Here is a 25101-nt window from a genome sequence, read left to right as displayed (position 1 = left end):
TGGGGCATCAGGATTCGAGGTGGCGGCGAACCGGCAGGCGCCCGGCCAGCAGGCCGCCTGGTGCGGCGAGCAGCGACACGAAGTAGACGAGGCCGCAGACCAGCACGATGGCCGGCCCGGCCGGAACGTCGGCGTGGAAGGACAGCAGCAGGCCGGCAACGCCGCTGCCGAAGGCGAACAGCACGGCCAGCAGCAGCAGGGCCGGTAGCCCGCGCGCCCACAGCCGCGCGGCGGCCGCGGGCAGGATCATGATGCCGACCGCCATCAGCGTGCCGAGGGCGTGGAAGCCGCTGACCAGGTTCAGGACCACCAGCATCAGAAAGCCATAGTGCGCCACCGGCGACCATCTGCTGATACCGCGCAGAAAGGCGGGGTCGAAGCACTCCATCACCAGCGGGCGGAACAGAATGGCAAGGCAGAACAGCGTGACGCTGGCGATCGAGGCGATCAGCAGCAGCGAGCCGTCGTCGAGCGCCAGCACCGAGCCGAACAGCACGTGCAGCAGGTCGAGGTTGCGGCCGCGCAGGGACACGATCATCACCCCCGCCGCCAGCGACAGCAGGTAGAAGGCCGCGAGGCTGGCGTCTTCCTTCAGGACCGAGGCGCGCGTCACCAGACCGGCGGCCAGTACCACGACGATGCCGGCGACGATGCCGCCGATCGTCATCGCGCCGAGCGACAGGCCGAAAGCCAGGTAGCCGAGCGCGGCGCCGGGCAGGATGGCATGGCTCATCGCGTCGCCCATCAGGCTCATGCGGCGCAGCAGCAGGAACACGCCCACGGGCGTGGCGCCGAGCGCGAGCGCCAGGCAGCCGGCGAGCGCGCGGCGCATGAAGGCGAAGTCGGTGAAGGGGGAGAGCAGGAATTCGGTCACGATGCGGGGAGGGAACGGTTGCCGGAGGGCCGGGCGCAGCGCGGCTCAGTGCCGGTGCGATGCATGGTTGTGGTGGTGCGCGTGTTCATCGGTGGGCGAAACGGCGGTGGGCGGCAGTTCGATGTGACACTCGGGGGCATCGTCGTCGAAGGCTTCGGACAGGCGGCGCGCGCGCGCGAGCATGTCCGGTGTCAGCACCTGGGCGGTGGGGCCGAAGGCGACGGGCTCGCGCGACAGCAGCAGGCAGGTGGGAAAGTGGCGGCGGACCTGTTCGAGGTCGTGCACCACGGTCAGCACCGTGCGGCCTTCGCGATGCCAGCCGAGGATGAGTTGCACGAGGTCATCCACGGTGCGGCTGTCGATCGCGGCGAAAGGTTCGTCGAGCAGGATCAGCGGTGCGTCCTGCAGCATCAGGCGGGCGAAGCGGGCGCGCTGCAACTGGCCGCCCGACAGCGAGCCGATCGGCCGCGCTTCGAAGCCGGACATGCCGACCGCGGCCAGCGCATCGCGCACCCGCTGGCGCTGCGTCCGCGACAGCCCGCCAAAGGCGCCGACCTCGCGCCACAGCCCCATGGCGACGACGTCGAACACCGATACCGGAAAGCTGTGGTCGATCTCGCCGCGCTGCGGCAGGTAGGCCAGCGCGCCCGGCGGCAGGCCGGGCATCACGATGCGCCCGCCGATGGGGCGCAGTTCGCCGGCGAGCCCCTTCAGCAGGGTCGACTTGCCGGCGCCGTTGGGACCGATCACGGCGACCAGGGCGCCGGCGGGAATGTCGCCGCTCAGGTGGTGTACCGCCGGGTGGCGGTCGTAGCCGAGGGTCAGGTTCTCGATGCGGATGAAGGGCGGTGGAGCGGGGTGCATCGCGTCAGTCCAGCGCCCACAGCACGGCCAGCCACAGCAGGCCGGTGGCCAGGGCGGCAAGGCCCAGGCGCGCCATGATGCCGGTGCCGAGCAGGCTGTGCGGGAGGGGGGGGGGCCGAAGGCCGGGCGCCGGGCGTCCGCCCGTCCGGGAGGGGTCGTGTGTTGCCGGGGTGTTCATCATTTTCCGGTTTGGTCGTTCTGGCGGCCGCAGTCGGCACAGGCGCCATGCAGGACGAGTTCACTGCGGGCAAGCTCGAAACCTGCCGGCAGCACTGGAGCTGCGGTCGCGGGAACGTCTTCGAGGCACAGGATCTGGCCGCAGCGGTCGCAGTGAAAGTGCGCATGGCGATGGTCGCCGCCGCTTTGGAGCTCGAAGCGCCAGGCCCGCTCGCCGCCGGCGATGCGCTGCGCGATGCCTTGTTCCACCAGCCAGTCGAGCGCGCGGTAAAGGGTGACGCGGTCGTGGGCGATGCCGGCGGCGTTCAGCGCCGCACCGATCTCGTCGTGCGACAGCGGATGCTGGCCGGTCTGCAGCGCTTCGATGACGGCCACGCGGGTACGCGTGATCCGGCCGCCGTGGGCGGCGATCAGGTCGCGGGCGGAAACAGGAACGAAGGCGGAATGCGAGTGGTCTGGCATCTCGTGCAAAACTTGCTCGGCGTTGATGCAACATTGTAGCATTAAAGCGGTCTGTCCGAGTCTCGTCCGTTTCCGGAGAAAGCATGAAACCTGCAGTCCTTGCCGCGATGGCCTGCGCCGCGCTCGTCGGCGCCGCGCCGCTTCAGGCCGTGCATGCCCATGAGGGGCATGAAACCCACGAACATCATGGCGACCATGAAGCGCATGCCGCGCACGAGCATGGCGTGGCCACGCTGCGCGTGGTGAGCGCAGATACGGTGCTGATGATCGAATTCGCCAGCCCCCTCGACAATCTGGTGGGCTTCGAGCATGAACCCCGCACCGATGAACAGCGCAAGGCCATGGCCGACGCCGAGCGGCTGCTGCGCGATGGCGCGGGCCTGTTCCGTCCGTCCGCGGGGGCGGAGTGCCTGTTGCTGGGCGTGAAGCTCGATTCTCCGTGGCCGCAGGACGGGCACCACGAGCATCGGCACGGGCATGACGAGGCGCACGAGGCCGGGGGCGATGATGGCCACGCCGACCTGGAGGCGGAGTACCGCTTCGAATGCGCCACGCCCGACAGGCTCAAGGTCCTGCAGACTCGCCTGTTCGACACTTTTCCGCGGCTGCGGGAGCTGCGTGCCGAGCGGGCGACGGCGAGCGGGCAGGGGAGCGCGGCGCTGACGCCGGGCAAGGCCGACCTCCCCCTGTGATGGCGGAGGCGCCGCGCGGCCGCGGCCAGGCCGCGCCGATGGTCATGGCGGCCGGGATGCGGTATCGCTGGCCGAAGGCGCGGACCGATTGCCTCGTCATCGACGAGCTTGTGCTGGAGGCGGGCGAGCGCGTTTTCCTGCGCGGCCCGAGCGGCAGCGGCAAGAGCACGCTGCTGTCCCTGATCGGGGGGGTGATCCAGCCCGGCGCCGGCACGATCAGTGTCGCCGGGCAGCCGCTTGCCAGCCTGTCGGCCGGTGCGCGCGATCGTTTCCGGGCGGACCATGTAGGCTTCGTCTTTCAGTTGTTCAACCTGCTGCCCTACCTGTCGGGCCGCGACAACATCCTGCTGGCCTGCCGTTTTTCCGCGGCGCGGCGGTCGCGGCTGGCGGAAGCGGGTGTCTCGCCGGAAGCCGAGGTCGCGCGTCTGGCCGCACGCCTCGATCTGGCGCGCGAGGTCCTCGCCCGCCCTGCTGCGGAACTCTCGGTCGGCCAGCAGCAGCGCGTTGCGGCGGCGCGCGCCCTGATCGGGCGGCCGGGGCTGGTGATCGCCGACGAGCCGACCTCGGCGCTCGATGCCGACCGCCAGCAGGCCTTCGTCGATCTCTTGCTGGGCGAATGCGCGGTGTCCGGGGCGGCGCTGCTGTTCGTCAGCCATGACCTGCGGCTCGCGGCGCACTTCGACCGTGTCCTCGACCTGGAAGCGATCAACCATGCCGCAGGCGCGGCGGAGCAGCGGGCATGACGCCGGTGCTGGCGCTCAGCCTGCGCAGCATCGGCAATCGGCGCCTGTCGGTGGCGTTGACGGTGATCGCGGTCGCGCTCTCCGTGGCCCTGCTGCTGGGCGTGGAACGCTTGCGCAACGATGCGCGCGAGGGCTTCGCGCAGACGATCTCGGGTACCGACCTGGTGGTCGGCGCGCGCGGCGGCGCGGTGCAGTTGCTGCTGTATTCGGTGTTCCACATCGGCAATGCCAGCAACAACGTATCGTGGCAGAGCATGCAGCGCCTCGCCGCCCTGCCGCAGGTGCAGTGGCTGGTGCCGATCTCGCTGGGCGATTCGCATCGCGGCATGCGGGTCGTCGGCACGACGGCGGATTTCTTCACCCACTACCGCCATGGCGCCGGCCGCGCGCTGGGGTTTGCCCAGGGGCGCGCGTTCGCGGCCGCGCCGGACGGCCTCTTCGAGGCGGTCGTCGGTGCCGAGGTGGCGGCGCGCTTCGGCTACCGCATCGGGCAACGGATCGTGCTCAGCCACGGCAGCCTGGGCGGCGAAGGCGGGCCGCGTTTCGCCGATCATGCCGACAAGCCTTTCACCATCGTGGGCGTGCTGGGGCGTACCGGCACGCCGGTGGACCGCTCCGTGCTGGTGGGGCTCGAAGGCATCGAGGCGATCCATGTCGACTGGCATGGCGGCGCGCCGATCCCCGGGCTGTCGATCGCGCCGGAGCATGTGCGCAAGTTCGACCTGAGCCCGAAGTCGGTCACCGCGGCGCTGATCGGCCTGGACAGCCGCGTCGCGGTGTTCCGCGTACAGCGCCAGATCAATACGATGGGGCCGGAGCCGTTGAGCGCGATCCTGCCCGGTGCCACGCTGCAGGAGCTGTGGTCGCTGGTGGGCGTGGCCGAGCGCGCGCTGCTGGCGGTGTCGGCGCTGGTCGTGGCCGTGGGGCTGGCCGGCCTGGTGGCGGTGGTCGTTGCCAGCCTGGGCGAGCGGCGGCGCGAACTGGCGATCCTGCGCGCCCTGGGAGCCAGTCCGTTGCAGATATTCGCCTTGCTCGCGCTCGAAAGCGTATTGCTGTCGCTGGCGGGTATCGCGGGCGGGCTCGGTCTGCTGTATGGTGCGATCGCGCTGGCGGCGCCGTGGCTGTCTGCGAGCTACGGCTTGGATCTCGCCGCGGGCTGGCCGTCGGCGGGCGAGTGGCGCCTGCTGGGGGCGGTGCTCGGCGCCAGCCTGGCGGCCAGTCTGGTGCCGGCGTGGCGCGCCTACCGTTATTCGCTGGCCGATGGTCTGACGATCAGGATATGAACATGTTTTTTTCGCTGAATGTCCGCTGTGCCGTGATGGCCTGCGCATTGTCCATCGGCCTCGGCATGGCTTCGCCGTCGGCCGCGCAATCCGGCGGCGACTACAAGGTCGGCGACAGGCTGGCTGCGCCGGCGAAGGAGAAGGCGGGGAAGGGCGCCAAGGCGGTGTTCCGCGAGATCAGTTGGGACGACCTCATTCCGGCCGACTGGGACCCGCAGAAATTCTTTGCCGACCTGCAACTGGACGATCTGCAGGACAACGATCCGCGCGCGCTCGAGATCATGGCGCGCATGCGCGCGGAGTGGGACCGTGCGCCAGTGGTCGAGCGCCTGTCGGGCCAGTCGGTGCGCATTCCCGGCTTTGTCGTGCCGCTCGAAAGCGATGGCCGGACGATTCGTGAGTTCCTGCTCGTGCCGTATTTCGGCGCCTGCGTGCATGTGCCGCCGCCGCCCGCGAACCAGCTCATTCATGTGATCCCCGACAAGCCCGTGCCGGCTGGCATGAACATGTCGCCGGTGTGGGTGAATGGGGTGCTGAACGTGGGGCGGATCGAGTCCGAAATGGGCAGTGCCGGCTATCAGATGCGCGGCATCAGGGTCGAAGAGTACAAGGAGCCGCTGCCGGAATGAGGCCGGTGCCTCTTCAGGGGCATTGACCCCGCAATCGGATAGGCAATCCATGCCGGTGCCTGTTTTGCATGGATGGCGAACGTGGCGTGGATTTGCGATGCCGGCCCGGCCTTTGGTGCTTTGGCGGATGCTTTCCCGCTCGTGTTCCGGGGAGTGTTCCGGCCTGCCGGACCGTCGGAAACATTTACAGTCGCCTCGAAAAAAGCATCGGCAAGATTCAGGAAAACTTGCCTTTGGCCTTTTCCGAATGGCTCCGTGAAAGAGATCACGGCCCTCTGAATCGAATAGAAAAATCAAGTGCTTAAGAAACCTGTTTTTCATAGAATCAGGCTGTTGCAGGACATTCGGCTGAGTTTTCCGGGTTTTCCCGATTCGACGTGAAAATCATGGCACGCCTGTTGCTGATAATTGGCTGACTCAGTCGCTCTGTTTTGAGTGAGCAATTATCAGGAGCTTGTCCATGTCTTATAAGAACTGTTTCGTGAAGAAATCGACTGTACTTTCGAGCCTGATTGCGGCAGCAACGCTGTGCTTCTCCGCAATGGCTTCCGCCGCGCCGACGAATGTTGCTGGATCGCTGCCGGGCGGTTGGACGGGAACGGGCAGCTACGGCACCCTGGGCGCGAATGGTGTGGTGACGGCCTCGTCCAGCGGCGGCGCCTACGGCTGGGTGTCGACGAGCGGTGGAGTCGGTGGCGCATCGCTGCCCGGAGTCGGCGGCACCACCGGGTCTTATGTGCGGAGCAGCGCTTTCTCTGCCAATGCGGGCGATAGCCTGGCATTCGATTTCAATTACATAACGTCCGACGGCGGGCGCTTTGCCGATTATGCCTGGGCGCGTTTGCTGTCCTCGGATCTGACTCAATCCCAAGTGCTGTTTACCATCCGCACGACACCGGACGGAAATGATCTTATCGGTGCGTCAGGTTTGGGCAAGAGTGCCAATTCGGCGAATGTGTCCATCATTGGCGATGAGCCTGTCTGGTCGCCGCTGGGCGCGGACTCCGGCGAGTGCTTCGACGATGGTTGCGGCTACACAGGCTGGATCAACACCCGTTTCGACATTGCCGATGCCGGTGAATACATTCTCGAGTTCGGCGTGTCGAGCTGGGATGACGTGTCCTATCATTCCGGCCTCGCCTTCGACGGCATCACCGTTGGTGGCAGGTCGCTGATTCCCGGCCAGGTGCCGGAACCCGCCTCGCTGGCGTTGCTCGGCCTGGGGTTTGCCGGGCTGCTGGCCTGCGGGCGCCGCCGCCGGATCGCTTGATCGCATAGCGGGCGCGGGGCGGCGCCCGTGGGGGCCGCCAGAAAAACAGAAGCCAGGCGAATGAAGAATTCGCCTGGCTTCTGCCTTGTTCGAAATGACTTTCGCGCCCGGGGTTAAAGCAGCCCCCCATCGTCATCGAGCAGATCCGCATTGCCGTTGAGCGAACTGCGCAATGAGCGCCTTTGCAGGAGACGGTTCTGGGCCGGCAGCGGGAGGTCGGTGAAGCGGATCACATCCTTGGCGAGCAAAGTGTCGATGAGGTCTTCGAGCACGCGGATCAGCCCCTGATCGGTGTATTCGAGGGATGCGCGCGTGTCCTCCGGCATCCGCTTGCCGGTCAGGGCGGCCAGTCCGGGGTCGCTGGGGGCGACCCACTCCGGCGCGCTTTCCGAGCGTGTCAGCCGGGCTGCAATGATCTTTCCGCTGGAATTCCGCTCGACGAACGGCATGCTGTGGCCTCCGTGGCTGTTCTGGTTCAGAAGACGCCGAGCTTGCGGCGCTGGATCACGGTGTCGAAGATCGACAGGTAGCGCGGCGCGACCTTGCTGATGTGGAAGCGCCGATGGGCGTCGGCCAGCGCGTTTTCGCCCAGATGGACGAAATCCTGTGGCGCGTCGATGATCTCGGTGGCATAGCGCACCCAGCTTGCGATGTCGTCGTACTTGCACAGCAGGCCGTTATGGCCGTGGCGGATGACTTCGGGCACGAAGCAGCGGTCGCTGGCGACGATGGTCTTGCCGCGGAACAGCAGTTCGAACAGCCCCCAGTTGGCCGAGCCGAACTGCAGCGGGTAGAGGAACATGTCCATTGCCTCGACGTAGCTGGCGAAGTCGTCGTAGCCGGCGAAGCTGACGTGCTGGAAGCTCGCGCCCTCGCCCAGCGTGATGCCTTCGCGCTGCAATACGTATTGCATGAAGGATTCCGGCCGCGATTCGGCGGGGAAACTGTTCTGCAGAAAAGCGTCCTCGTAGCTGTAGAGCACTTTCGGCGCGCCGCAGAAAACGAAGCGTACCTGCGGCCTGAGCTTGAGAATTTCCTTGGCGATCAGAATGAACTGCTCGAAGCCTTTTGCCGAGGACAGGTCGCGCGCGGAGAAGCCGATGTGGAACACATCTTCTTCCTTGGCGAAGGTGGAGGGCTTGCGTTTGATGTCGAAACCTTCCATCTGCGGCGCGATGCGCTCGTGCAGGCAGGCCGGAAACATCTCTCTCGCATAATTGCTGGGTACGATCACCAGGTCGCTCTTGAGCACCTGGTGATAGCTCGTCATCTCGAATACCTTGTCGCGGAAAGTGGCGTAGTCCGGCTGCGGGTATTTCGGATCGTGGCCGTGATGGCCGAAGGACGGAAACTCGATGTAGCTGATGATGGGAATGTCGAATTCATCGAAGAGCTGCAGCGGGAAGCCGCCCGAGCCGTGGGCGACGATGAGGTCGATGCCGGTCTTGTTGAGCAGTTCGCCGATCGCCTGCTTGATCAGGAAGGAACGCTGAATGCGGGCTTCGAGGTTCTTGGTGTAGAAGTAGCTGTTCGCGTTTTCGCCGGCGACGGCGAACGGGACCAGGTTGGGGATCTTGTCCTTGTTGGTGTTGTAGACACCGGTGCTGCACAGAAACCAGGAGTGCGCCAGCCCTTCGCCATTCAGGTATTCGTGCAGGGTCTGGAACTGGCCCAGTCCCTCGTGGATGAACAGTATCCTCATCGATCCTTCGCCTCTTCGGAAAAGCATGCGGCGGCGGGCCGGAGCCCGCCGCCATTCAGCGCGAACCTTCGCGTTTCATTCGACAGCCGGTGTGTTGTGCAGCAAGGGGCCGGCCGGGTCCGAGTGGAAAGCCACGAAAGCGTCGAGGCCCAGGCCGTCGCCGCCGCCGGAACTGCTGCCGCCGGCCAGGCTGTCGTCCTGGAGCAGCACGTCGCCCGCAGACAGCGCGGCGCCGGTGACGGTCTGGCTTTGTACCGTATCGGTGGCCGTACTGGTCACGGTCGCGGTGTCGGTGATCGTTTCCGTCGCGGCCGGCAACGTCACCGTCTCGGTCCATTGGCTGAGCGTGACCGTCTCGGTGTATTCGGTGACGGTCTCGGTCAGTTCGGGGCCGGCAGCAGTCTGCGTCACCGTATCGGTGAAGGTTTCGGTCACGGTGGCGGTGCCGGTTTCGGTGGTGGTCACGGTTTCGGTCGCGGCCGGGCCGTTGGCGGTCTGAGTGACCGTGTCGGTGCCGGTTTCGGTCACGGTGCCGGTGCTGGTCTCGGTGAGGGTCACGGTTTCGGTGACGGCCGGGTCGGCGGTGGTCTGGGTAACGGTGTCGGTACTGGTTTCGGTTACGGTGGCGGTGCCGGTTTCCGTGGCGGTGACGGTTTCGGTCAGGGCTGGGCCGGTCACGGTCTGGGTGATGGCGCCGGTGCTGGTTTCGGTCACGGTGGCGGTGCCGGTTTCCGTGGCGGTGACGGTTTCGGTCAGGGCCGGGCCGGTCGTGGTCTGGGTGATGGCGCCGGTGCTGGTTTCGGTCATGGTGGCGGTGCCGGTTTCCGTGGCGGTGACGGTTTCGGTCAGGGCTGGGCCGGTCACGGTCTGGGTGATGGCGCCGGTGCTGGTTTCGGTCACGGTGGCGGTGCCGGTTTCCGTGGCGGTGACGGTTTCGGTCAGGGCCGGGCCGGCGGTGGTCTGGGTGATGGTGTCGGTGCTGGTTTCGGTCACGGTGGCGGTGCCGGTTTCCGTGAGGGTGACGGTTTCGGTCACGGCGGGGCCGGTGGTGGTTTCCGTGGCGGTCGTGGTGATGGTCTCGGTTTCGGCGACTTCCCGTTCACCGCCGGCCTTGAGGCCGCCGATCTTGAATCTGCCCTTGTCATGCTCGATCCCGAACTCGCTGAAAGGCGTGGTGGAATTGATGGTGATCTCGTGCACACCTTTTCCCAATGTATGGGTCTCGGGCATGCCATTCACCATTACCGTGAATATGGCCTCCTTGCCCTCGACATTGACCTTCAGTACCAATGAATGGACGTTCGCAGGCGACCCGTCGGCGTTGGTGATGGATGCATTGACCGCATCGTGGTCGTTCATGCTTACGTCGGTCAGGTACTGATCACGGACGCCGAGCCAGCCTTCCTCGACCACGATGCTGCGGCCGCCGGCTGCCGAGTATGCGATTTCGATCTCGCCCGTGTCGATGCGCCCGTTTGCATCGATCTCGTGATCCTGGGCAACGAGCGATGTGGTGGCGGTCGCGGTAACGGTCTCGGTGAGGGTGACGGTTTCGGTCACGGCCGCGCCGTTGGCGGTCTGGGTGACGGTGGCGGTAGCGCTTTCGGTCACGGTGGCGGTGCCGGTTTCCGTGGCGGTGACGGTCTCGGTGACGGCCGGGCCGGCGGTGGTCTGGGTGACGGTGGCGGTACCGGTTTCGGTCACGGTGGCGGTCCCGGTCTCCGTGACGGTAATGGTTTCGGTGGCGGCCGGGCCGCTGGCGGTCTGGGTGACGGTGGCAGTACCGGTTTCGGTCACGGTGGTGGTGCCGGTTTCCGTGACGGTGAGGGTTTCGGTCACGGCCGGGCCGTTGATAGTCTGGGTGACGGTGGCGGTACCGGTCTCGGTCACGGTGGCGGTGCCGGTTTCCGTGGCGGTGATGGTCTCGGTGACGGCGGGGCCGCCGGTGGTCTGGGTGATGGTGGCGGTAGCGCTTTCGGTCACGGTGGCGGTGCCGGTCTCCGTGACGGTGAAGGTTTCGGTCGCAGTGGCACCGGCGGTGGTCTGCGTGATGGTGGCGGTGCCGGTTTCGGTCATGGTGCCGGTACTGGTTTCGGTGGCGGTCACGGTTTCGGTGACGGCCGGGCTGGCGGCAGTCTGCGTCATCGTGCCGGTGACGGTGCCCGTGATGGTGCTGGTACCGGTTTCGGTGAGGGTGACCGTTTCTGTCACCGTGGAGTCCGCCGTCTGGGTGACGTGTCCGGTGATCGTGTCGGTGATGATGCCGGTGATGGTGCCGGTGACCGGCTGGGTGACGGTTTCGGTCAGCGTGATGGTGTCGGTGAGCGTGACGGTGATGGTCTCGGTGACGTTTTCCGTCGGTGGCGGCACCAGGGTGCTGGGCGGTTCCGGTGTGTCGTCGGATTCGTCCGGTCCGCCGAGAAAGAATAGCGGTTCTTCCGGCGGCAGGATGCCGAACTCGAATTCGAGCGGCGCCACGCCTTCGGCGATGCGGAGCAGGCGCACGAAGTTGTTGCCTTCGCCGCCGCCACCGCCGCCGGCCAGGCCGGCGGCCGGATCTTCGAGCGCGTCGCCGAGATCGCCGCCCTGTTCCAGCACCCGGATCACGTTGTCGATGTCGGCACCGGCCAGCTGAGCGTCGGTTGCGGCCGGGCGGGTGCCCTCGTCCATTTCGGCGCCGATGGCGACGGTCTGGTGTTCGGGGATTGCCAGATGGCTGCCATCGGCCATGGCCAGTTCGACGCGGCCGCCGGCGGCGGTGACGAGGGTTTCGCCTTCGCGCAGCACGTCGCCGGCCTTGAGTGAGCGGGTGTTGCCGTCTGCATCACGGGCGAATGCAGCGCCATGGAGCGTGACGACGGTTGCGACGGGAGGAAGGCTGGTAGCCATTGCACACCTCTTCTGGAATGGGAAGTCAATCGAACGCCAGCGCGCCCGGACAGGATTTCAATATGACCCGATCCTATGCCGCACCGGCGGCCAAGGCCATTGGACCGAAGGACAGGGGCGGGGACATCGTTTCAGGGGGCCGTGCGGGCGGAGCGCCAGCCTGCATCCTGGCGGCGCCGACGCGCAGCGCCAGTTGCAGCCGGTCGCGCACGTCCAGCTTGCCGAAGATGGCGCCCAGATGGGCTTTGACCGTGCGCTCGGTGATGCCGAGCCTGCGTGCCGCTTCCTTGTTGCTCATGCCGGAGGCCACCGCCTGAGCCACTTCGCGTTCGCGCTGCGACAGCCCGGCCAGGGTGTCGCCACTCGCGGCCGGCAGGCGCGACTGCAGGGCGGCCAGCAGCCGGCTGATCAGTTCTCCGCCCACCCACAGGCCGCCGTGCCGCACCACCGTGGCGACCTCGCGCAGCAGGGCGGGCGCGGCGAGCGCATGCGCGTAGCCGCGGGCGCCCAGTTCGAGGGCGGCGATCGCTTCGCGCTGGTCGGGCTGCAGTGAAAGCACGACGACGCTGCAGCCGTTCTGCTTGACCAGGTCGGCGATCCGGCTGCGCCAGTCGGGCAGCTCGGCGCTGAGCCAGACGAGGTCGTTCGGGCCGATGCCGAAGCCGCGGCCGGACGCGGCGATCAGCGCATGCGGGATGGCTTGTTGCCAGCGGGCGGCCGCGATCGAATGGCCGCTGATGAAAATGTCTCGGTTCATCGTTCTGTCAGCGCGTTGGCTTTTGCCCGCAGCACGGGCTTGAGCAGATAGGAAAGAATGGTTTTCTTGCCGGTGAGGATATCCACGTCGGCCATCATGCCGGGGATGATGGGCAGGTTCTCGCCCAGCGTCGACGCGTGCGTCCGCACGCGGACCACATAGGCCGCATTGCCTTTTTCATCGACCACGGTATCCGCCGAAATATGCTCGACCTCGGCCTGGAGCCCGCCGTAGATGGCGAAGTCGTAGGCGGAGAACTTGACCAGCGCCTGCTGGCCAGGGTGCAGGAAGGCGATGTCGCTCGGCTTGATTCTGGCTTCGAGGATCAAGGCGTCGTCGAGCGGAACGATTTCCACCACTTCCTTGCCGGGCTGGACCACGCCGCCCACGGTGTTCACCCGCAGGCGCTGCACGGTGCCGCGTACCGGCGAACGGATTTCGGCATGCTTGACGCGGTCGGCCAGCATCCGGCTGCCCTGCGACAGGCTGCCCAGCCGCGACATGGTCTCGGAGAGTTCGCCGCGCAGCTGGTTGCGGACGTTCAGCTCGACCTCCTGGATCTTGCGCGTCGACTCCGTGATTGCCGATTGCACCCGCGATATCTGGGCGGCGGCCTGGTCGCGCTCGCCGCGCAAGCGTGCGACGTCGCGTTCCAGGCGCAGCAGCTCGACTTCGGAAACCGCGCCCGACGAGGCCAGCGGCTTGGTCACCGCCAGTTCCTGCTGGGCGAGGCCGAGGGCGCTGCTGGCCTGCGAGTGGCGCGCCCGCACTTCGTTCAGCTCCTGTTCTCGCTGGCGCCGTTGGTCGCGGGCGATCGAAAGCTGGGCCTCCATCTCGGCCTGCGTCGACGCGTAGAGCCGGCGCTCGTGCGCGACGATGTCCGCTGCTTCCTGCTCGACTTCCGCCGGCGGCGAGAACGGCGTGCCCTGGGTCAGCGCTTCGAGCCGTGCGCGCTTGGCCTCGAGCGACAGGTATTCGGCACGGTTTTCGAGCAGCGAGGACATGAAGCGGGTGGGGTCCACCTTCAGCAGCAGCTCGCCGGCTTCGACGATCTGGCCTTCGCGCACCTCGATGCTGTCGACGATGCCGCCATCGACCGACTGCACGACCTGCAACTGGCGCGACGGGATCACCCTGGCCTCGCCGCGCGTGACTTCATCCACCTTGGCGAAGGCCGCCCAGATCAGCAGCAGCACCACCACCACCGCAGCGATGCGCAGCAGCGCGCGGGCGCGCAGCGGCTCCTGCTGCAGGCGTGCCCAGTCGGCATCGCTCGACCAGTCGAGGCTGTCGTCGCGCTCGATCGAGCTCAGCCGCGACAACAGCCCGCCGAACATCCGGCTGCCGATGCCCGCGGGGCGGCCGGAGAGCTCGCCGATGCGCTTGAAGGCGCGTTCTTCGATGGCGGCCATCACGCTCCCCTCCCGATGCGGCCCTGGCGCAGGGCTTCGACCACCTGGACCTTGGGGCCGTCGGCGACGATGCGCCCGCCGTCGAGCACGATGACGCGATCGACGAGGTCGAGCAGCGAAGTGCGGTGGGTGACGATGAGCAGTGTCTTGTCGCGGGCGAATTCGGCCAGGCGGCGCTTGATCGTCTCCTCGCTCGAATGGTCCATCGACGCGGTCGGCTCGTCGAGCAGCAGCATGGGCGGGTCGTTGATGACCGCGCGCGCGATGGCGACGCCCTGGCGCTGGCCGCCGGAGAGGGATTCGCCGCGTTCGCCGATGGGCATGTCGAAGCCGCGCGGGTGCGAATTGACGAAGTCGAGGATGCCGGCCGTCTCGGCGGCACGGATGACCGCCGCGTCGTCGGCGTGCGGCGCCGCGATGGTGATGTTCTCGCGCAGGGTGCCGTAGAACAGCGTGGAATCCTGCTGCACGTAGCCGATGTGGCGGCGGAGTTCGGCGGGGTCGAGCTGGCGCTGGTCGATGCCGTCGATGAGCACCGCGCCGGCGGTGGGCCGGTACAGGCCGAGGACGAGTTTTTCCAGCGTCGTCTTGCCCGAGCCGATGCGGCCGAGGATGCCGACCCGCTCGCCCGGGCGGATGCGCAGCGACACCGCACGCAGCGATTCGGTTTCCTGGCCGGGATAGGCGAAGCTGACGTCGCGGAATTCGATCTCGCCACGGAAGCTGCCGCGGCTGATGAAGCTGCTGCCTTCGGGGCGTTCGACTTCGCGTTTCATCATCTGGTCGAGCGATTCGAGCGCGGTGGAGGCGTTGTGGTACTGGATCAGCAGGCCGGCGACCTGGCCGATCGGCGCCATTGCGCGCGACGACAGCAGATAGCAGGCGATCAGGCCGCCCATCGACAGTTCGCCGCGGCCGATCAGATAGACGCCGAGCACGATCATCGACACGTTGACCAGTTGCTGCACCGTCGACGTGCCGTTGCTCACGGTTGCCGACAGCAGCCGCAGTTGCGCCGCGACCCGGGCGAGCAGCGCGGCGCTTTTTTCCCACTTGAGCTGCAGTGGCGCTTCGGCGCCGAGCGACTTGACGGTTTCGAGTCCGACCAGGCCTTCGATGAGCGTGGCGTTGCGCTGGGCGCCGGCACGATAGGTCAGCTCGGACAGTTCGTGCATGCGGCGCTGCACGCTCAGGGCGTAGAGCAGCACGATCGCCACGCCGGCGACGAAGGGCAGCAGCATCGGCCATGCGATCCAGCCGATCACCACCAGGAAGACCACGGCGAAAGGCATGTCGATGAAGGCCACGACCGTCGCCGAACCGATGAAGTCGCGTACCGACTCGAATGCGCGCAGGTTGGCGGCGAAGGAGCCGGCCGAGGCGGGGCGCTCTTCCATGCGCATGCCGAGCACCCGCTCCATGATCAGCGCCGAGATCCGCAGGTCGGCACGATTGCCCGCCAGATCGACGAAGTACCCGCGCAGCGTGCGCAGCACGAAGTCGCCGACGAGCACGACGATGACGCCCGCGGCAAGCACCCACAGGGTTTCGACCGCGTTGTTCGGTACCACGCGGTCGTACACGTTCATGGTGAAGAGCGGAACGCCGAGCGCGAACACGTTGATCATGAAGGCGGCCAGCAGTACGTCGCGGTACAGCGAGCGGTTCTCGATGATCGCGCCCCAGAACCAGTGCTCGCCACGTTGGGCGCGCACGGCCGGCGTCCGCGCATCGAAATGCACCTGCGGCCGCATGTGGATCGCGCGGCCGGTCCAGCGCGCCTGCAGTTCCTGCACCGGGATGTCGACCACCGCCTCGCCAAGCTCGGGGAAGACCACGCGGGCGTGGCCGCGATCGCCGCTCCAGCCCGTCAGCACGCAGGCGGTGTCGCCATGCAGCAGCAGGATGGTCGGCAGCAGGGCGTCGTTGAGCCTGTCGAGCGGCTTGCGCACGATGCGGCTGGTGAAGCCGGCCCGTCTGGCCGCACGCTCGAACAGCGAGGGCTGCAGGCCTTCGTCGCCGACCGGCAGGCCGGCGAGGACCGCATCGCGCGTCATCGCGCGGCCGTGGGCGCGCGCCACCAGCAGCAGGCAGTCGAGCAGGTCGTCGGCCGTGCCGGACGCTGCGTCCGCAGCCGCCCCGGCGAGCTCCGGCGGTGTCGCCGCGAGCGGGAAGTCCGCTACAGATCCTTCGGCCACGAGTCAGGCAACCTCTCAGAAAGAAATGGTCAATCGAGCGCGTCCGGGCGTGGTTCGATGCGATGTCCGCGGCATCGACCCGAGGTGCCCGGAGGCGCACGCTACATGCGGGATTCTGGCATGCGGCCGCCATCGCGAAGCGTGACCGTGTTCCTCTGTCGGTCAAAGAAAGGCGCTGCGGCCACTGCGCGCCGGGGCGCCGGCGCGGATTCAGGCCACGATTCGGCGGGGCGAGGCCGGCAGGCCGGGGCCGGTCATGCCGTCCAGGCCGAGGCCGGCCAGGGCCGAGGCTTCGTCGAGCGTGCCGACGCCCTCGGCAATCACCTTCAGGCCGATGGAGTGGGCGAGCGTGCATATGCTGCGCACCAGGGTCTGATTGCCCGGTGTGCGGTCGATGTCGCGGACGAAGGCCGCGCTGATCTTGATGTAGTCGAGCCCCAGATCGTGCAGCTCGGCAAAGCGGGCAAAGTCCTGCCCGCCGTGCTTGAGCCCGAGCTTGCAGCCGAGTGCGCCGAGCGCGGCGCAGAGCATGCGGAACTCGGTCGGGTGGCGCAGCGCGGAGCTTTCCTGCACGTCCACCCACAGCCGGGGTGCGATCCGGCGGTGGGCTTGCAGGGTGGCGATGAAGTGCTCGCGCATGCCGGTGTGGCCGAGCGCCTCGGCGGACAGGTTGATTGCCAGCCCGGTGCAGGCCGGATCGCCGGCGAGTGTCTCGCAAGCGGTGGCGAGCACCTGCGCGTCGATCCGCGCGGCCAGGCCGCAGCGGGCGGCCCAGGGCAGGAAGCGTCCGGCATCGAGCCAGTTGCCTGCCAGGCGGAGCCGGACCGGCGATTCGTAATGGATCACGCGCCCCGCCATGTCGAGCACCGGAAAGCGGTGCAGGCCCAGGTCGCCGTGCTCCAGCGCCTCGGTGATGGCCTGCCGCCAGGCATCGGCGCTGGTGTGCAGCGGCGGTTGCGCGTCGGCGGCCACGGTGTGGGAGGCGCCGCTCTGTTCCGCACTGGCGAGGGCGCCGTCGAGGCGTGCGAGCAGCGGGGCGCGCGTCTCGCCGGCGGTATAGCGGGCGCTTGCGGCGAGGAGTTCGGCGTCCGGCAACTGCTCGCGCACGAGCGTGCGCAAGCGTCCGGTCAGCGTGTCGAGCACGCCGAGGCTGTCCTCGTCCTCGCCCTGGATCAGCAGCGCGAACTCGGAAGCATTCAGGCGGCCGTGATCGAGCCGGGCCGCGGGGAGTGGGACGGTGCGCAGCGCGGCGGCCAGCCGGACGAGTGCCGCGTCCACCCCGGCGCGCCCGGCGTGCCGGTTCAGCTCGGCCAGGTTGGTGATCCGCAGCACGTAGATGGAGCCGCCGGCCTGGGCGTCGTCGCGCGACAGGGCGGCATCGAGCTGGTTCAGGAACTGCGGGCGGTTGAACAGGCCGGTCAGTTCGTCGTGCTGTGTCTGGCGGCGCAACTGCTCCAGGCTCTGCGATTCCTGGACCAGCATCGTGCGGATGCGTTCGGACAAGGTGTTCAGGGCGCGCACGACGCTGCGAAACTCCAGGGTGCGCGGCTCGGGAATGGTGATGAAGCGGCGCTTGCCGATGGCTTCCGCCTGCTCGACCACGCCTTCGAGCGGGCGGGTGAGCCGTTTCAGCGTGAAGGTGCCGAGCAGCCCGGTCAGCAGTCCGCCCCCCAGGAACCACCACAGCAACTGCTGGGTCGAGGTCCACAGCGAATCATAGGCGTAGCGGTCGTGCGTCTCGACCTGCAGCGTGCCGAATTGCTGCCAGCCGTCCTGTACCTGGGCGATGCCGGCGCGGGTCCCGATCGGCACCAGCGTCATGAACCAGCGTGGCGCGCTTGCCGTCTCGCCGCTGAATTCGCGTTCGGCCAGCACTTTGCCGGCGGGATCCGTCAAACGGATCAGGCGGTAGTGCCCGGCGTCGAATTGGGCGGCGATCTGCAGTTCGACGGAGACTTCATCCTTGGGCATCTGCGACATGGACAGCGCCAGCGAAGTCGCGTTGTCCATGTTCTTGAGCGCCAGTTCCTGCTGCAGGTAGTGGCGGGCCGACAAGGTGCTGACAATGAAGCTGCCGCCGAAGGATAGCGTGGTGAGCAGGGCGGTCGCGAGCCAGAGTTGCTTGATCAGGGACATGGTGCGGTGGTTCCGGGAGAAGAGGCGGTCATGGCTGTCTGCCGGGAAGGGCGAGGCCTTCGGCATGGGCGCGGTCGAGCACGTCGCGCCAGCGTGACAGGCGGGTGCCGGGGTCGGCCGACGATTGCCGGGCGCCGGCGACCCACAGGCCGTCGGCATTGAAGCTGAATACCGGGAAGAGATCCGGGCGCCGCGCGGCCGGCCGGACGTCGCGGATCAGGTTGTCGAGGATCAGCGGTTCCGCACTCGGCTCGGGGTAGTAGCCCAGAACCATATGGGCCTGCGATACCTGGCTGCCCGGCCCGCCGATGCGGGCGCGCACGTAGATCAGGCGGAGGCGGCTGTCGTCGACGCCGAGCAGGCGCAGCGTCATGTACTTGGCGATGGCGAAGTCCTCGCAGTCGCCGGCGGCGCGGGCCAGTGTTTCGAGCGGGGTCGCCCAGTAGTCGGCGGTGCGCCATACCGCGATGTCGTCGTCGAAACGGATGCGTGCATTGAAGAAGGCATTCACGCGGGCGAGCCTGTCTTCGACGGAATGTCCGCCCTGCTGCAGATCGTCGAGCAGCTGCCGCCAGGCGAGGACGGCTTGCGCCGCCGACGGATCGTATCGCTGTGCGGCGATCTCCTGCATGCGGTCGAGGCCCGGAAAAGAGGAGGCTGCACCAACCGCTGCGCTGAGGCTCAGCGTGCACAGCCACGCCGCGAACGCTGGCGGAGCGAGTCCTGAGCGGCGGCGGGGAGGGGCTGTGGCGGGCATGGGCGGGGGAGGAGGGCTGTGGGGGCGATTATGGTGGATTGCCACGGCAACTGAATCGCGGCGATGTCCTTAGTTGAGGAGCGACGTTAATTAATTGGCAGATGCTTCAGGATCCGGCAAGTACCATCGTTTCCGATGCTTGACGCGGATTGATGCGCATGGCGTATGCGTGGTGCGCGCCGGACAAGTACATAGGGAAACGGGAAGAATGCGAAAAATATACACGTTGATTTCGGCCGCCGTCCTGGCGGCGCTGCCTTCGCTGTCCGTGGCTCAGGTGCCGGAGCAATTGCGTGATGCGGCGCGCCAGGCGGTGACGTCGAACCCCGAAGTGCAGGCGCGGTGGAACGCCTTCAAGGCCTCGGAGGCCGAGCAGGACGCCGTCCGCGGCGGTTATCTGCCGGAAGTCGATGTGGCCGCCGGCATCGGGCGCGAGAGGCTGAAGCGGCCGGGCGAGGATGCCGAAACCTACAGCCGCCGCGGCGCGGTGCTGTCGCTCAAGCAGATGGTCTACGACGGCTTCTTCACCCGCAATCAGGTCAAGCACTTCGGCCATGCCCGGCTGGTGCGCTACCACGAACTGGTCGATGCGTCCGAAGGCGCCGCGCTGGAATCGGTGCGCGCCTATGCCGACGTGCTCCGCTACCGCGAGCTGGTGGCGCTGGCCAAGCAGAACTATGTCGAGCACAAGCGGGTGCACGACCAGATCGCTGAGCGTACCCATGCCGGCGTAGGGCGGCGGGTCGACCTGGAGCAGGCAACCGGGCGCCTGGCGCTGGCCGAGTCCAATCTGTTGACCGAAGTGTCCAACCTGCACGATGTCAGCACCCGCTACCTGCGCATCGTCGGCGTGGAGCCGGACGAAACCCTGAGCGCGCTGCCCGAGGTGCTCGGGCGCGACAAACTGCCGGTTTCGGTGCAGGAGGCGCTGCGTACCGCGTTCACCATCAATCCCGCGCTCTACGCTGCGGTGGAAAATGTGCGCGCCGGCCAGGCGATGGTCGACGTGCGCCGCGCCGCCAACCATCCGCGTCTCGATCTGCGGGCCCACCAGGCGCTGGATCGGAATCTCGACGGCGTCAGGGGCAATACCCGTGAAGGTGTGGTGGAACTGGTGTTCACCTACAACCTGTACCGGGGCGGCTCCGATCAGGCGCGCATCCGCCAGGCGGCGGAAGAACTGAACACGAGCAAGGATCTGCGCGAAAAGGCCTGCCGCGATCTGCGCCAGACGCTGTCCATCGCCTACAACGACAGCCGGCGCCTGCAGGAGCAGTTGATCTATCTGGATCGGCACCAACTGTCGATCGAGAAGGCGCGCGAAGCCTATCGGGCGCAGTTCGACATCGGCCAGCGCACGCTGCTCGATCTGCTCGACAGCGAGAACGAATACTTCCAGGCCCGGCGGGCGTACGTGAATGCCCGCTACGACCTGTCCGTGGCCCAGGCGCGCACGCTCAACGGCATGGGCAGCCTGATGAGCACGCTCGGCATTGCGCGCGGCGACATGCCGACGCCGGCCGAACTGGGGGCGGAGGACGAAACCATCGACCCGGCCTCGATCTGTCCGCCGGATGCGCCGCTGCCGCTCGAAATCGACAAGGAGGCCTTGTTCCAGGCCGCGCTGAGGGAGGCCGGCGAGCGCTGATCGCCTGCTGCCTCTCCCGACTCCGCTGTCCGCTTCAACGCCCCGTAAACCGGGGCGTTCTCTTGTTCAGAAACGCATCCAGTCCTTCGCGGTAGTCATCCGTCGAGAGGAAGTCGAAGGCCGCCCGTTTTTCCGCCTCGTCCAGCGGCACGCCCGTCATCAGGCGCTTCACCCACTGCTTGTGCCAGCGCGCCACCAGCGGCGCGCCGGCGCAGATTCGCGCAGCGCATGCCGCTGCTTCGTCGAACACCTTCTCGTCATCGACGACGCGTGACAGCAGGCCTTTCTGCAAGGCCTCGCGCGCAGTCAGAATGCGCCCTTCCAGCAGGATCTCGAGCACCACGGCCGGGCCGGCCAGCGCCAGCAGGCCGGCCATCTCGCCCGGGTACATCGAAAAACCGAGGCGGTTGATCGGCGCGCCGAAGCGCGACGACTCGCCGGCGATGCGGATGTCGCAGCAGCCGGCGATTTCCAGCCCGCCCCCTATGCACGCGCCGCGGATCGCGGCCACCGTCGGCAGCGCACAGTTGCGGATGGCTTCCAGGGCGCCGGCGACCAGTTCCTCGTGATAGTGCAGTGCGTCATCCACCGTGGCGCGTACGGTCAGGAATTCCTCGATGTTGCCACCGGCGGCGAAGGCGTCCTCGCCCGCTCCGCGGAGGATGACGCAGCGCAGCGCCTCGTTTTCCGCCACATGTTTGAGGGCTGCGGACAGCCCGCGCCACATTGCCGCGTTCACCGCGTTGAGCTTGGCCGGATTGTGCAACGTGATGGTGGCGATGCCGTCGGCGAGGTCGAGGGAGATCTTCGAATCCATGGTATGTGCGCGCAAATAAATAAAAAATTTCCATACGGACATGTATGGAGTCTTATGGATGATATATCATCCGCGAAATCGAAACGCCGCGTCAGACGGTCGTTCGATCGAAGGAGGGTGGAGGAGTGACATGTCTTATGTTGCTGTTCCTTGAGGAGGGAGAAAGTGTCTAGTCAAATCTATGCACGCATCAGACGGAATCCGCGCTTCGCGGAGCTCGTCAGCAAGCGGGCCCGTGTCGCCTGGTCGATGATGGGCATCCTGTCGGTATTGTTCTACGGCTTCGTCCTGCTGGTGGCGTTCGCCCCCGAATTCATCGCAACGCGCCTGTCCGAGGGTAGCAACCTGACCTGGGGCATCCTGCTCGGTTTCCTGCAATTCGTCGTTTACATCATTCTGACGTTCATCTATGTGCGCCGCGCAAACGGAGAGCTGGATGCGATCAACGCGGAAGTCGTGGCTGCGGCGTGGAAGGAGGAGCGGTGATGAGGTACTCGAACAAAATGCCGTCCCGCCTTGGCGCCGGTCTGCTGGCGCTGTCCATGCCCGCGCTCGCGCTGGCCGCGCCCGCAGTGGCTGAAGCGGAGAAGCAGCCGCTGAACCTGCACGCCATCGCGATGTTCTTCGTCTTCGTGCTGATGACGCTCGGCATCACCTACTGGGCGGCCAGCCGCACCAAGTCGGCATCCGACTTCTACACCGCCGGCGGCGGCATCACCGGCGGCCAGAACGGTCTCGCGATCGCCGGCGACTACATGTCGGCCGCGACGCTGCTGGGCCTGACCGCGATGCTGTACATGCAGGGCGTGGATGCCTACATCTACATGGTGGCCTTCTTCGTCGGCTGGCCGGTGATCCTGTTCCTGATGGCCGAACGCCTGCGCAACCTGGGCAAGTTCACGTTTGCCGACATCACCTCCTACCGCCTCAACCAGGGCAAGGTGCGCACGATGGCGGCGATCAGCTCGCTGATCGTGGTGTGCTTCTACCTGGTGGCGCAGATGGTCGGTGCCGGCCAGCTCATCAAGCTGCTGTTCGGGCTGGACTACGCCGTCGCGCTGGTCGTCGTCGGCGCGCTGATGATGATCTACGTCACGTTCGGCGGCATGGTCGCCACCACCTGGGTGCAGATCATCAAGGCCTGCATGCTGCTGATCGGCGGCACCGCGGTGATGCTGCTGGCCTTCAGCCGCTTCGGCTTCAGCTTCCAGGAGCTGACCGACCGCGCGATGGAAGTGCACAAGCTCGGCACCAACCTGCTGGCGCCCGGCAGCCTGCTGGCCGATCCGGTGACCGCCTTGTCGATGGCGCTCGGCCTGATGTTCGGCATCGCCGGCCTGCCGCACATCCTGATGCGCTTCTTCACCGTGACCGATGCCAAGGAAGCGCGCAAGTCGGTGCTCTATGCCTCGGGCATCATCGGCTACTTCTTCAACGTCATCGCTATCATGGGCCTGTGCTCCATCGTCATCGTCGGTACCGACCCGCAGTTCTTCGAGGGTGGCGAGGTCGGCGGCAAGGTGATCGGCGGCGGCAACATGATCGCCATGCACCTGGCGCAGGCAGTCGGCGGCAACCTGCTGCTGGGCTTCCTGTCGGCGGTGGCCTTCGCGACCATCCTCGCGGTGGTGGCCGGCCTGGCGCTGGCCGGCGCCTCGGCGATCTCGCACGACCTCTATGCCCGCGTGATCATGAAGGGCAAGGCCAGCGAGGCGACCGAGATCAAGATCTCCAAGTTCGCCACCGTCGGTCTGGGTATCGTCGCCGTGCTGCTGGGCATGGCCTTCGAGAAGATGAACGTCGCCTTCATGGTGGCGCTGGCCTTCGGCGTCGCGGCGTCGGCCAACTTCCCGGTGCTGGTGTTGTCGATGTACTGGAAGGGGCTCACGACCAAGGGCGCACTGGCCGGCGGCTATCTGGGCCTGTTCAGCGCGGTGGCCTTCGTGACGTTGTCGAAGTCGGTGTGGGTCGATGTGCTGGGCTTCGCCTCGCCGATCTTCCCCTACACCCAGCCGGCGCTGTTCTCGATGCCGCTCGCCTTCCTCGCCACCATCCTGGTGTCGAAGATGGACAACAGCGCCGAGGCCAAGGCCGAGATCGAAGCCTTCGAAGACCAGTACGTACGTGCGCAGACGGGGGTCGGTGCGGCCTCAGCGTCGTCGCACTGATCGCGCCTTCCGGGCTGCGGCGTGGTTCGCCACGCCGCAGCATCGATCGAAAAACCCGCCGTTCAGCGATGTCCGGCGGGTTTTTCATTGTCAGGCCGCCCCAAGATGAAAAGCGCCCCCTGGGGGCAGCGACCTCACGTAGTGGGAGCGTGGGGGGCATTTTCATTTTGCATGGCGCCGGGGTGGCGTTACGGTGCTTCTGCGAGGGCGAAATATCGAAGTGATAGACTTCCGGGCGATCCATTCCGGTTTTGCCTTCCGGCGGGACCCCATCCCAAAGGAGCCATCGTGTTGCTCGACCAGTTGTTCTTCATCCTGTTGCTCATCGCAGTCAGCGCCTTCCTGTCGATGTCCGAGATCTCGCTCGCGGCCTCGCGCAAGGTCAAGCTCCGCCTCATGGCGGAGGGCGGCAACGTCAATGCGCAGCGCGTGCTCGTGCTGCAGGACAGCCCGGGAAACTTCTTCACCGTGGTGCAGATCGGCCTGAACGCCGTCAGCATTCTTGGCGGCATCGTCGGCGAACAGGCGCTGTCGCCGCATGTCGAGGGCTTCCTGCGGCCCATGTACGATGGTCCGATGCTGGGGACGTTGAGTTTCGTCGTGTCCTTCGTGTTCGTCACCTCGCTGTTCGTGCTGTTTGCCGACCTGATGCCCAAGCGGCTGGCGATGGTGAGGCCCGAACGCATCGCCGTGGGCGTGGTGCGGCCGATGCAGGTTTGCGTGTGGCTGTTCGCGCCGCTGGTGTGGGTCTTCAATGGCCTGGCCGATATCCTCTTCCGCTGGTTCAAGGTGCCGAGCGTGCGTGTCGAGGACATCACGGCCGACGACATCGTCGCCATGGCCGATGCCGGTGCCCAGGCCGGTGCGCTGCTGCGCCAGGAGCAGCACCTGATCAGCAACGTGTTCGAGCTCGATTCGCGCATCGTGCCCTCGGCCATGACCTCGCGCGAGAGTATCGTCTTCCTCACCCTCTCCGAATCGGAGGAGAGCATCCGGCGCAAGATCGCCGAACACCCGCATGGCAAGTTTCCGGTATGCGAAAGCGGCATCGACAGCGTGATCGGTTATGTCGATTCGAAGGACATTCTGCCGCGCATCGTGCAAGGGCAGGATCTGTCGCTGCGTACCCAGCCGATCGTGCGCAAGATACTGATGCTGCCGGACACCTTGAGCCTGTTCGAGGCGCTGGAGCGCTTCCGCGACGCCAAGGAGGATTTCGCCCTGGTCATCAACGAATACGCGCTGGTGGTCGGCCTGCTGTCGCTACAGGACGTGATGAACACCGTGATGGGCGACCTCGTCAGCCCCTTCCAGGAAGAGCTGATCGTGCGCCGGGATGACAATTCCTGGCTGATCGACGGTGTCACGCCGATCGAGGACGTCATGCAGGCGCTGAACATCGAGGCTTTCGAAGGATTCGAGAACTACGAGACCGTGGCCGGCTTCTTGATGTACCGCCTGCGCAAGGTGCCCAAGCGAACCGATTTCGTCGTCTATGCGGGCTACAAGTTCGAAGTGGTGGATATCGACAACTACCGCATCGATCAGGTCCTGGTTACGCGGGAGGTGGAGCCGGGAGCCTGATTTTCGTAACCGGGCCGTAGACGAAAAAACCGCCCCCGA

General features: G+C 66.7%; 22 protein-coding genes. 9 read left to right on the top strand and 13 right to left on the bottom strand.

Annotated elements, in window-relative coordinates:
• Positions 1-7: 7 nt before the first annotated feature.
• From C666_RS00835 to C666_RS00825, 4 genes are read right to left on the bottom strand one after another with little or no spacing between them, the layout of a single operon-like run.
• A complete protein-coding gene (locus tag C666_RS00835) occupies positions 8-874 on the bottom strand; it encodes a metal ABC transporter permease (protein WP_004332522.1) in 867 nt (288 codons plus the stop codon).
• A 45-nt stretch (positions 875-919) separates the two neighbouring features.
• Positions 920-1738, bottom strand: coding sequence for a metal ABC transporter ATP-binding protein (locus C666_RS00830; protein WP_004332520.1), 819 nt, complete (start codon positions 1736-1738; stop codon positions 920-922).
• A gap of 4 nt (positions 1739-1742) precedes the next feature.
• A complete protein-coding gene (locus C666_RS20250; protein ID WP_154666160.1) occupies positions 1743-1919 on the bottom strand; it encodes a hypothetical protein in 177 nt (58 codons plus the stop codon).
• The gene (locus C666_RS00825; protein WP_028792119.1) at positions 1916-2377 is read right to left on the bottom strand and encodes a Fur family transcriptional regulator; all 462 of its coding nucleotides are present in this window, start codon (positions 2375-2377) and stop codon (positions 1916-1918) included. Before C666_RS00825 ends, C666_RS20250 begins: the two co-directional genes overlap by 4 nt.
• Positions 2378-2460: 83 nt before the next feature.
• On the opposite strand from C666_RS00825, the gene C666_RS00820 reads away from it, so the two are divergent.
• From C666_RS00820 to C666_RS00800, 5 genes are all read left to right on the top strand, one after another.
• Positions 2461-3069: a DUF2796 domain-containing protein gene (locus tag C666_RS00820; protein ID WP_051019849.1), complete on the top strand. Its 609-nt coding sequence runs from the start codon at positions 2461-2463 to the stop codon at positions 3067-3069.
• On the top strand, positions 3069-3812 hold the full coding sequence (locus C666_RS00815) for an ABC transporter ATP-binding protein (protein WP_004332514.1): 744 nt from the start codon (positions 3069-3071) through the stop codon (positions 3810-3812). The genes C666_RS00820 and C666_RS00815 overlap by 1 nt, the downstream gene beginning before the upstream one ends.
• A complete protein-coding gene (locus C666_RS00810) occupies positions 3809-5095 on the top strand; it encodes an ABC transporter permease (RefSeq protein WP_004332512.1) in 1287 nt (428 codons plus the stop codon). Before C666_RS00815 ends, C666_RS00810 begins: the two co-directional genes overlap by 4 nt.
• A gap of 2 nt (positions 5096-5097) precedes the next feature.
• Complete coding sequence (locus tag C666_RS00805) at positions 5098-5724, top strand: DUF3299 domain-containing protein (RefSeq protein ID WP_004332510.1); 627 nt, start codon at positions 5098-5100, stop codon at positions 5722-5724.
• 460 nt (positions 5725-6184) lie between these two features.
• The gene (locus C666_RS00800) at positions 6185-6994 is read left to right on the top strand and encodes an NF038132 family protein (RefSeq protein ID WP_004332508.1); all 810 of its coding nucleotides are present in this window, start codon (positions 6185-6187) and stop codon (positions 6992-6994) included.
• A 113-nt stretch (positions 6995-7107) separates the two neighbouring features.
• Here C666_RS00800 and C666_RS00795 read toward each other — a convergent pair whose 3' ends face one another.
• From C666_RS00795 to C666_RS00760, 8 genes are all read right to left on the bottom strand, one after another.
• A complete protein-coding gene (locus C666_RS00795) occupies positions 7108-7443 on the bottom strand; it encodes a hypothetical protein (RefSeq protein ID WP_004332507.1) in 336 nt (111 codons plus the stop codon).
• Between the two features lie 26 nt (positions 7444-7469).
• Positions 7470-8696 (bottom strand): glycosyltransferase, encoded by a 1227-nt coding sequence (locus tag C666_RS00790; protein WP_004332505.1) that lies wholly within the window; start codon positions 8694-8696, stop codon positions 7470-7472.
• Positions 8697-8771: 75 nt separating this feature from the next.
• Positions 8772-11585 carry a retention module-containing protein gene (locus tag C666_RS20245; RefSeq protein WP_004332503.1) on the bottom strand — a complete coding sequence of 938 codons (2814 nt, stop codon included), beginning with the start codon at positions 11583-11585 and terminating at the stop codon, positions 8772-8774.
• A gap of 73 nt (positions 11586-11658) precedes the next feature.
• Complete coding sequence (locus C666_RS00780) at positions 11659-12342, bottom strand: helix-turn-helix transcriptional regulator (protein WP_004332501.1); 684 nt, start codon at positions 12340-12342, stop codon at positions 11659-11661.
• Entirely contained in the window at positions 12339-13754 is a 1416-nt protein-coding gene (locus C666_RS00775) for an HlyD family type I secretion periplasmic adaptor subunit (RefSeq protein ID WP_004332499.1), read from the bottom strand. Before C666_RS00775 ends, C666_RS00780 begins: the two co-directional genes overlap by 4 nt.
• Complete coding sequence (locus C666_RS00770; RefSeq protein WP_004332497.1) at positions 13754-15952, bottom strand: type I secretion system permease/ATPase; 2199 nt, start codon at positions 15950-15952, stop codon at positions 13754-13756. The genes C666_RS00775 and C666_RS00770 overlap by 1 nt, the downstream gene beginning before the upstream one ends.
• Before the next feature lie 210 nt (positions 15953-16162).
• Entirely contained in the window at positions 16163-18088 is a 1926-nt protein-coding gene (locus tag C666_RS00765) for an EAL domain-containing protein (RefSeq protein ID WP_028792123.1), read from the bottom strand.
• Positions 18089-18116: 28 nt separating this feature from the next.
• The gene (locus C666_RS00760) at positions 18117-18719 is read right to left on the bottom strand and encodes a transglutaminase-like cysteine peptidase (protein WP_004332493.1); all 603 of its coding nucleotides are present in this window, start codon (positions 18717-18719) and stop codon (positions 18117-18119) included.
• A gap of 334 nt (positions 18720-19053) precedes the next feature.
• On the opposite strand from C666_RS00760, the gene C666_RS00755 reads away from it, so the two are divergent.
• Positions 19054-20493, top strand: coding sequence for a TolC family outer membrane protein (locus tag C666_RS00755; protein ID WP_028792125.1), 1440 nt, complete (start codon positions 19054-19056; stop codon positions 20491-20493).
• A 34-nt stretch (positions 20494-20527) separates the two neighbouring features.
• Here the strand turns inward: C666_RS00755 and C666_RS00750 are convergent, their stop codons facing one another.
• Positions 20528-21310, bottom strand: a complete 783-nt coding sequence (locus tag C666_RS00750) for an enoyl-CoA hydratase/isomerase family protein (RefSeq protein WP_028792126.1) — start codon at positions 21308-21310, stop codon at positions 20528-20530.
• A gap of 165 nt (positions 21311-21475) precedes the next feature.
• On the opposite strand from C666_RS00750, the gene C666_RS00745 reads away from it, so the two are divergent.
• The 3 genes from C666_RS00745 to paeA all read left to right on the top strand — a co-directional run bounded on the left by C666_RS00745 (position 21476) and on the right by paeA (position 25062).
• On the top strand, positions 21476-21796 hold the full coding sequence (locus C666_RS00745; protein ID WP_245603910.1) for a DUF485 domain-containing protein: 321 nt from the start codon (positions 21476-21478) through the stop codon (positions 21794-21796).
• Positions 21796-23478 carry a cation acetate symporter gene (locus C666_RS00740; RefSeq protein ID WP_004332486.1) on the top strand — a complete coding sequence of 561 codons (1683 nt, stop codon included), beginning with the start codon at positions 21796-21798 and terminating at the stop codon, positions 23476-23478. The genes C666_RS00745 and C666_RS00740 overlap by 1 nt, the downstream gene beginning before the upstream one ends.
• Before the next feature lie 288 nt (positions 23479-23766).
• Entirely contained in the window at positions 23767-25062 is a 1296-nt protein-coding gene (paeA, locus tag C666_RS00735; protein ID WP_028792128.1) for a polyamine export protein PaeA, read from the top strand.
• Positions 25063-25101 lie beyond the last annotated feature (39 nt).

It is taken from the genome of Thauera linaloolentis 47Lol = DSM 12138, from assembly GCF_000310205.1.
GTDB lineage: Bacteria > Pseudomonadota > Gammaproteobacteria > Burkholderiales > Rhodocyclaceae > Thauera > Thauera linaloolentis.
Note: the sequence above shows the minus strand (reverse complement) of the source record. Positions and strands in the feature narration are given on the sequence as shown.

Coding starts and splice junctions, on each gene's coding strand:
- C666_RS00830 (WP_004332520.1), bottom strand. CDS start 1,738: ATGCACCCCGCTCCACCGCCCTTCATCCGCATCGAGAACCTGACCCTC.
- C666_RS20250 (WP_154666160.1), bottom strand. CDS start 1,919: ATGATGAACACCCCGGCAACACACGACCCCTCCCGGACGGGCGGACGC.
- C666_RS00825 (WP_028792119.1), bottom strand. CDS start 2,377: ATGCCAGACCACTCGCATTCCGCCTTCGTTCCTGTTTCCGCCCGCGAC.
- C666_RS00820 (WP_051019849.1), top strand. CDS start 2,461: ATGAAACCTGCAGTCCTTGCCGCGATGGCCTGCGCCGCGCTCGTCGGC.
- C666_RS00815 (WP_004332514.1), top strand. CDS start 3,069: ATGGCGGAGGCGCCGCGCGGCCGCGGCCAGGCCGCGCCGATGGTCATG.
- C666_RS00810 (WP_004332512.1), top strand. CDS start 3,809: ATGACGCCGGTGCTGGCGCTCAGCCTGCGCAGCATCGGCAATCGGCGC.
- C666_RS00805 (WP_004332510.1), top strand. CDS start 5,098: ATGTTTTTTTCGCTGAATGTCCGCTGTGCCGTGATGGCCTGCGCATTG.
- C666_RS00800 (WP_004332508.1), top strand. CDS start 6,185: ATGTCTTATAAGAACTGTTTCGTGAAGAAATCGACTGTACTTTCGAGC.
- C666_RS00795 (WP_004332507.1), bottom strand. CDS start 7,443: ATGCCGTTCGTCGAGCGGAATTCCAGCGGAAAGATCATTGCAGCCCGG.
- C666_RS00790 (WP_004332505.1), bottom strand. CDS start 8,696: ATGAGGATACTGTTCATCCACGAGGGACTGGGCCAGTTCCAGACCCTG.
- C666_RS20245 (WP_004332503.1), bottom strand. CDS start 11,585: ATGGCTACCAGCCTTCCTCCCGTCGCAACCGTCGTCACGCTCCATGGC.
- C666_RS00780 (WP_004332501.1), bottom strand. CDS start 12,342: ATGAACCGAGACATTTTCATCAGCGGCCATTCGATCGCGGCCGCCCGC.
- C666_RS00775 (WP_004332499.1), bottom strand. CDS start 13,754: ATGGCCGCCATCGAAGAACGCGCCTTCAAGCGCATCGGCGAGCTCTCC.
- C666_RS00765 (WP_028792123.1), bottom strand. CDS start 18,088: ATGTCCCTGATCAAGCAACTCTGGCTCGCGACCGCCCTGCTCACCACG.
- C666_RS00760 (WP_004332493.1), bottom strand. CDS start 18,719: ATGCAGGAGATCGCCGCACAGCGATACGATCCGTCGGCGGCGCAAGCC.
- C666_RS00755 (WP_028792125.1), top strand. CDS start 19,054: ATGCGAAAAATATACACGTTGATTTCGGCCGCCGTCCTGGCGGCGCTG.
- C666_RS00750 (WP_028792126.1), bottom strand. CDS start 21,310: ATGGATTCGAAGATCTCCCTCGACCTCGCCGACGGCATCGCCACCATC.
- C666_RS00740 (WP_004332486.1), top strand. CDS start 21,796: ATGAGGTACTCGAACAAAATGCCGTCCCGCCTTGGCGCCGGTCTGCTG.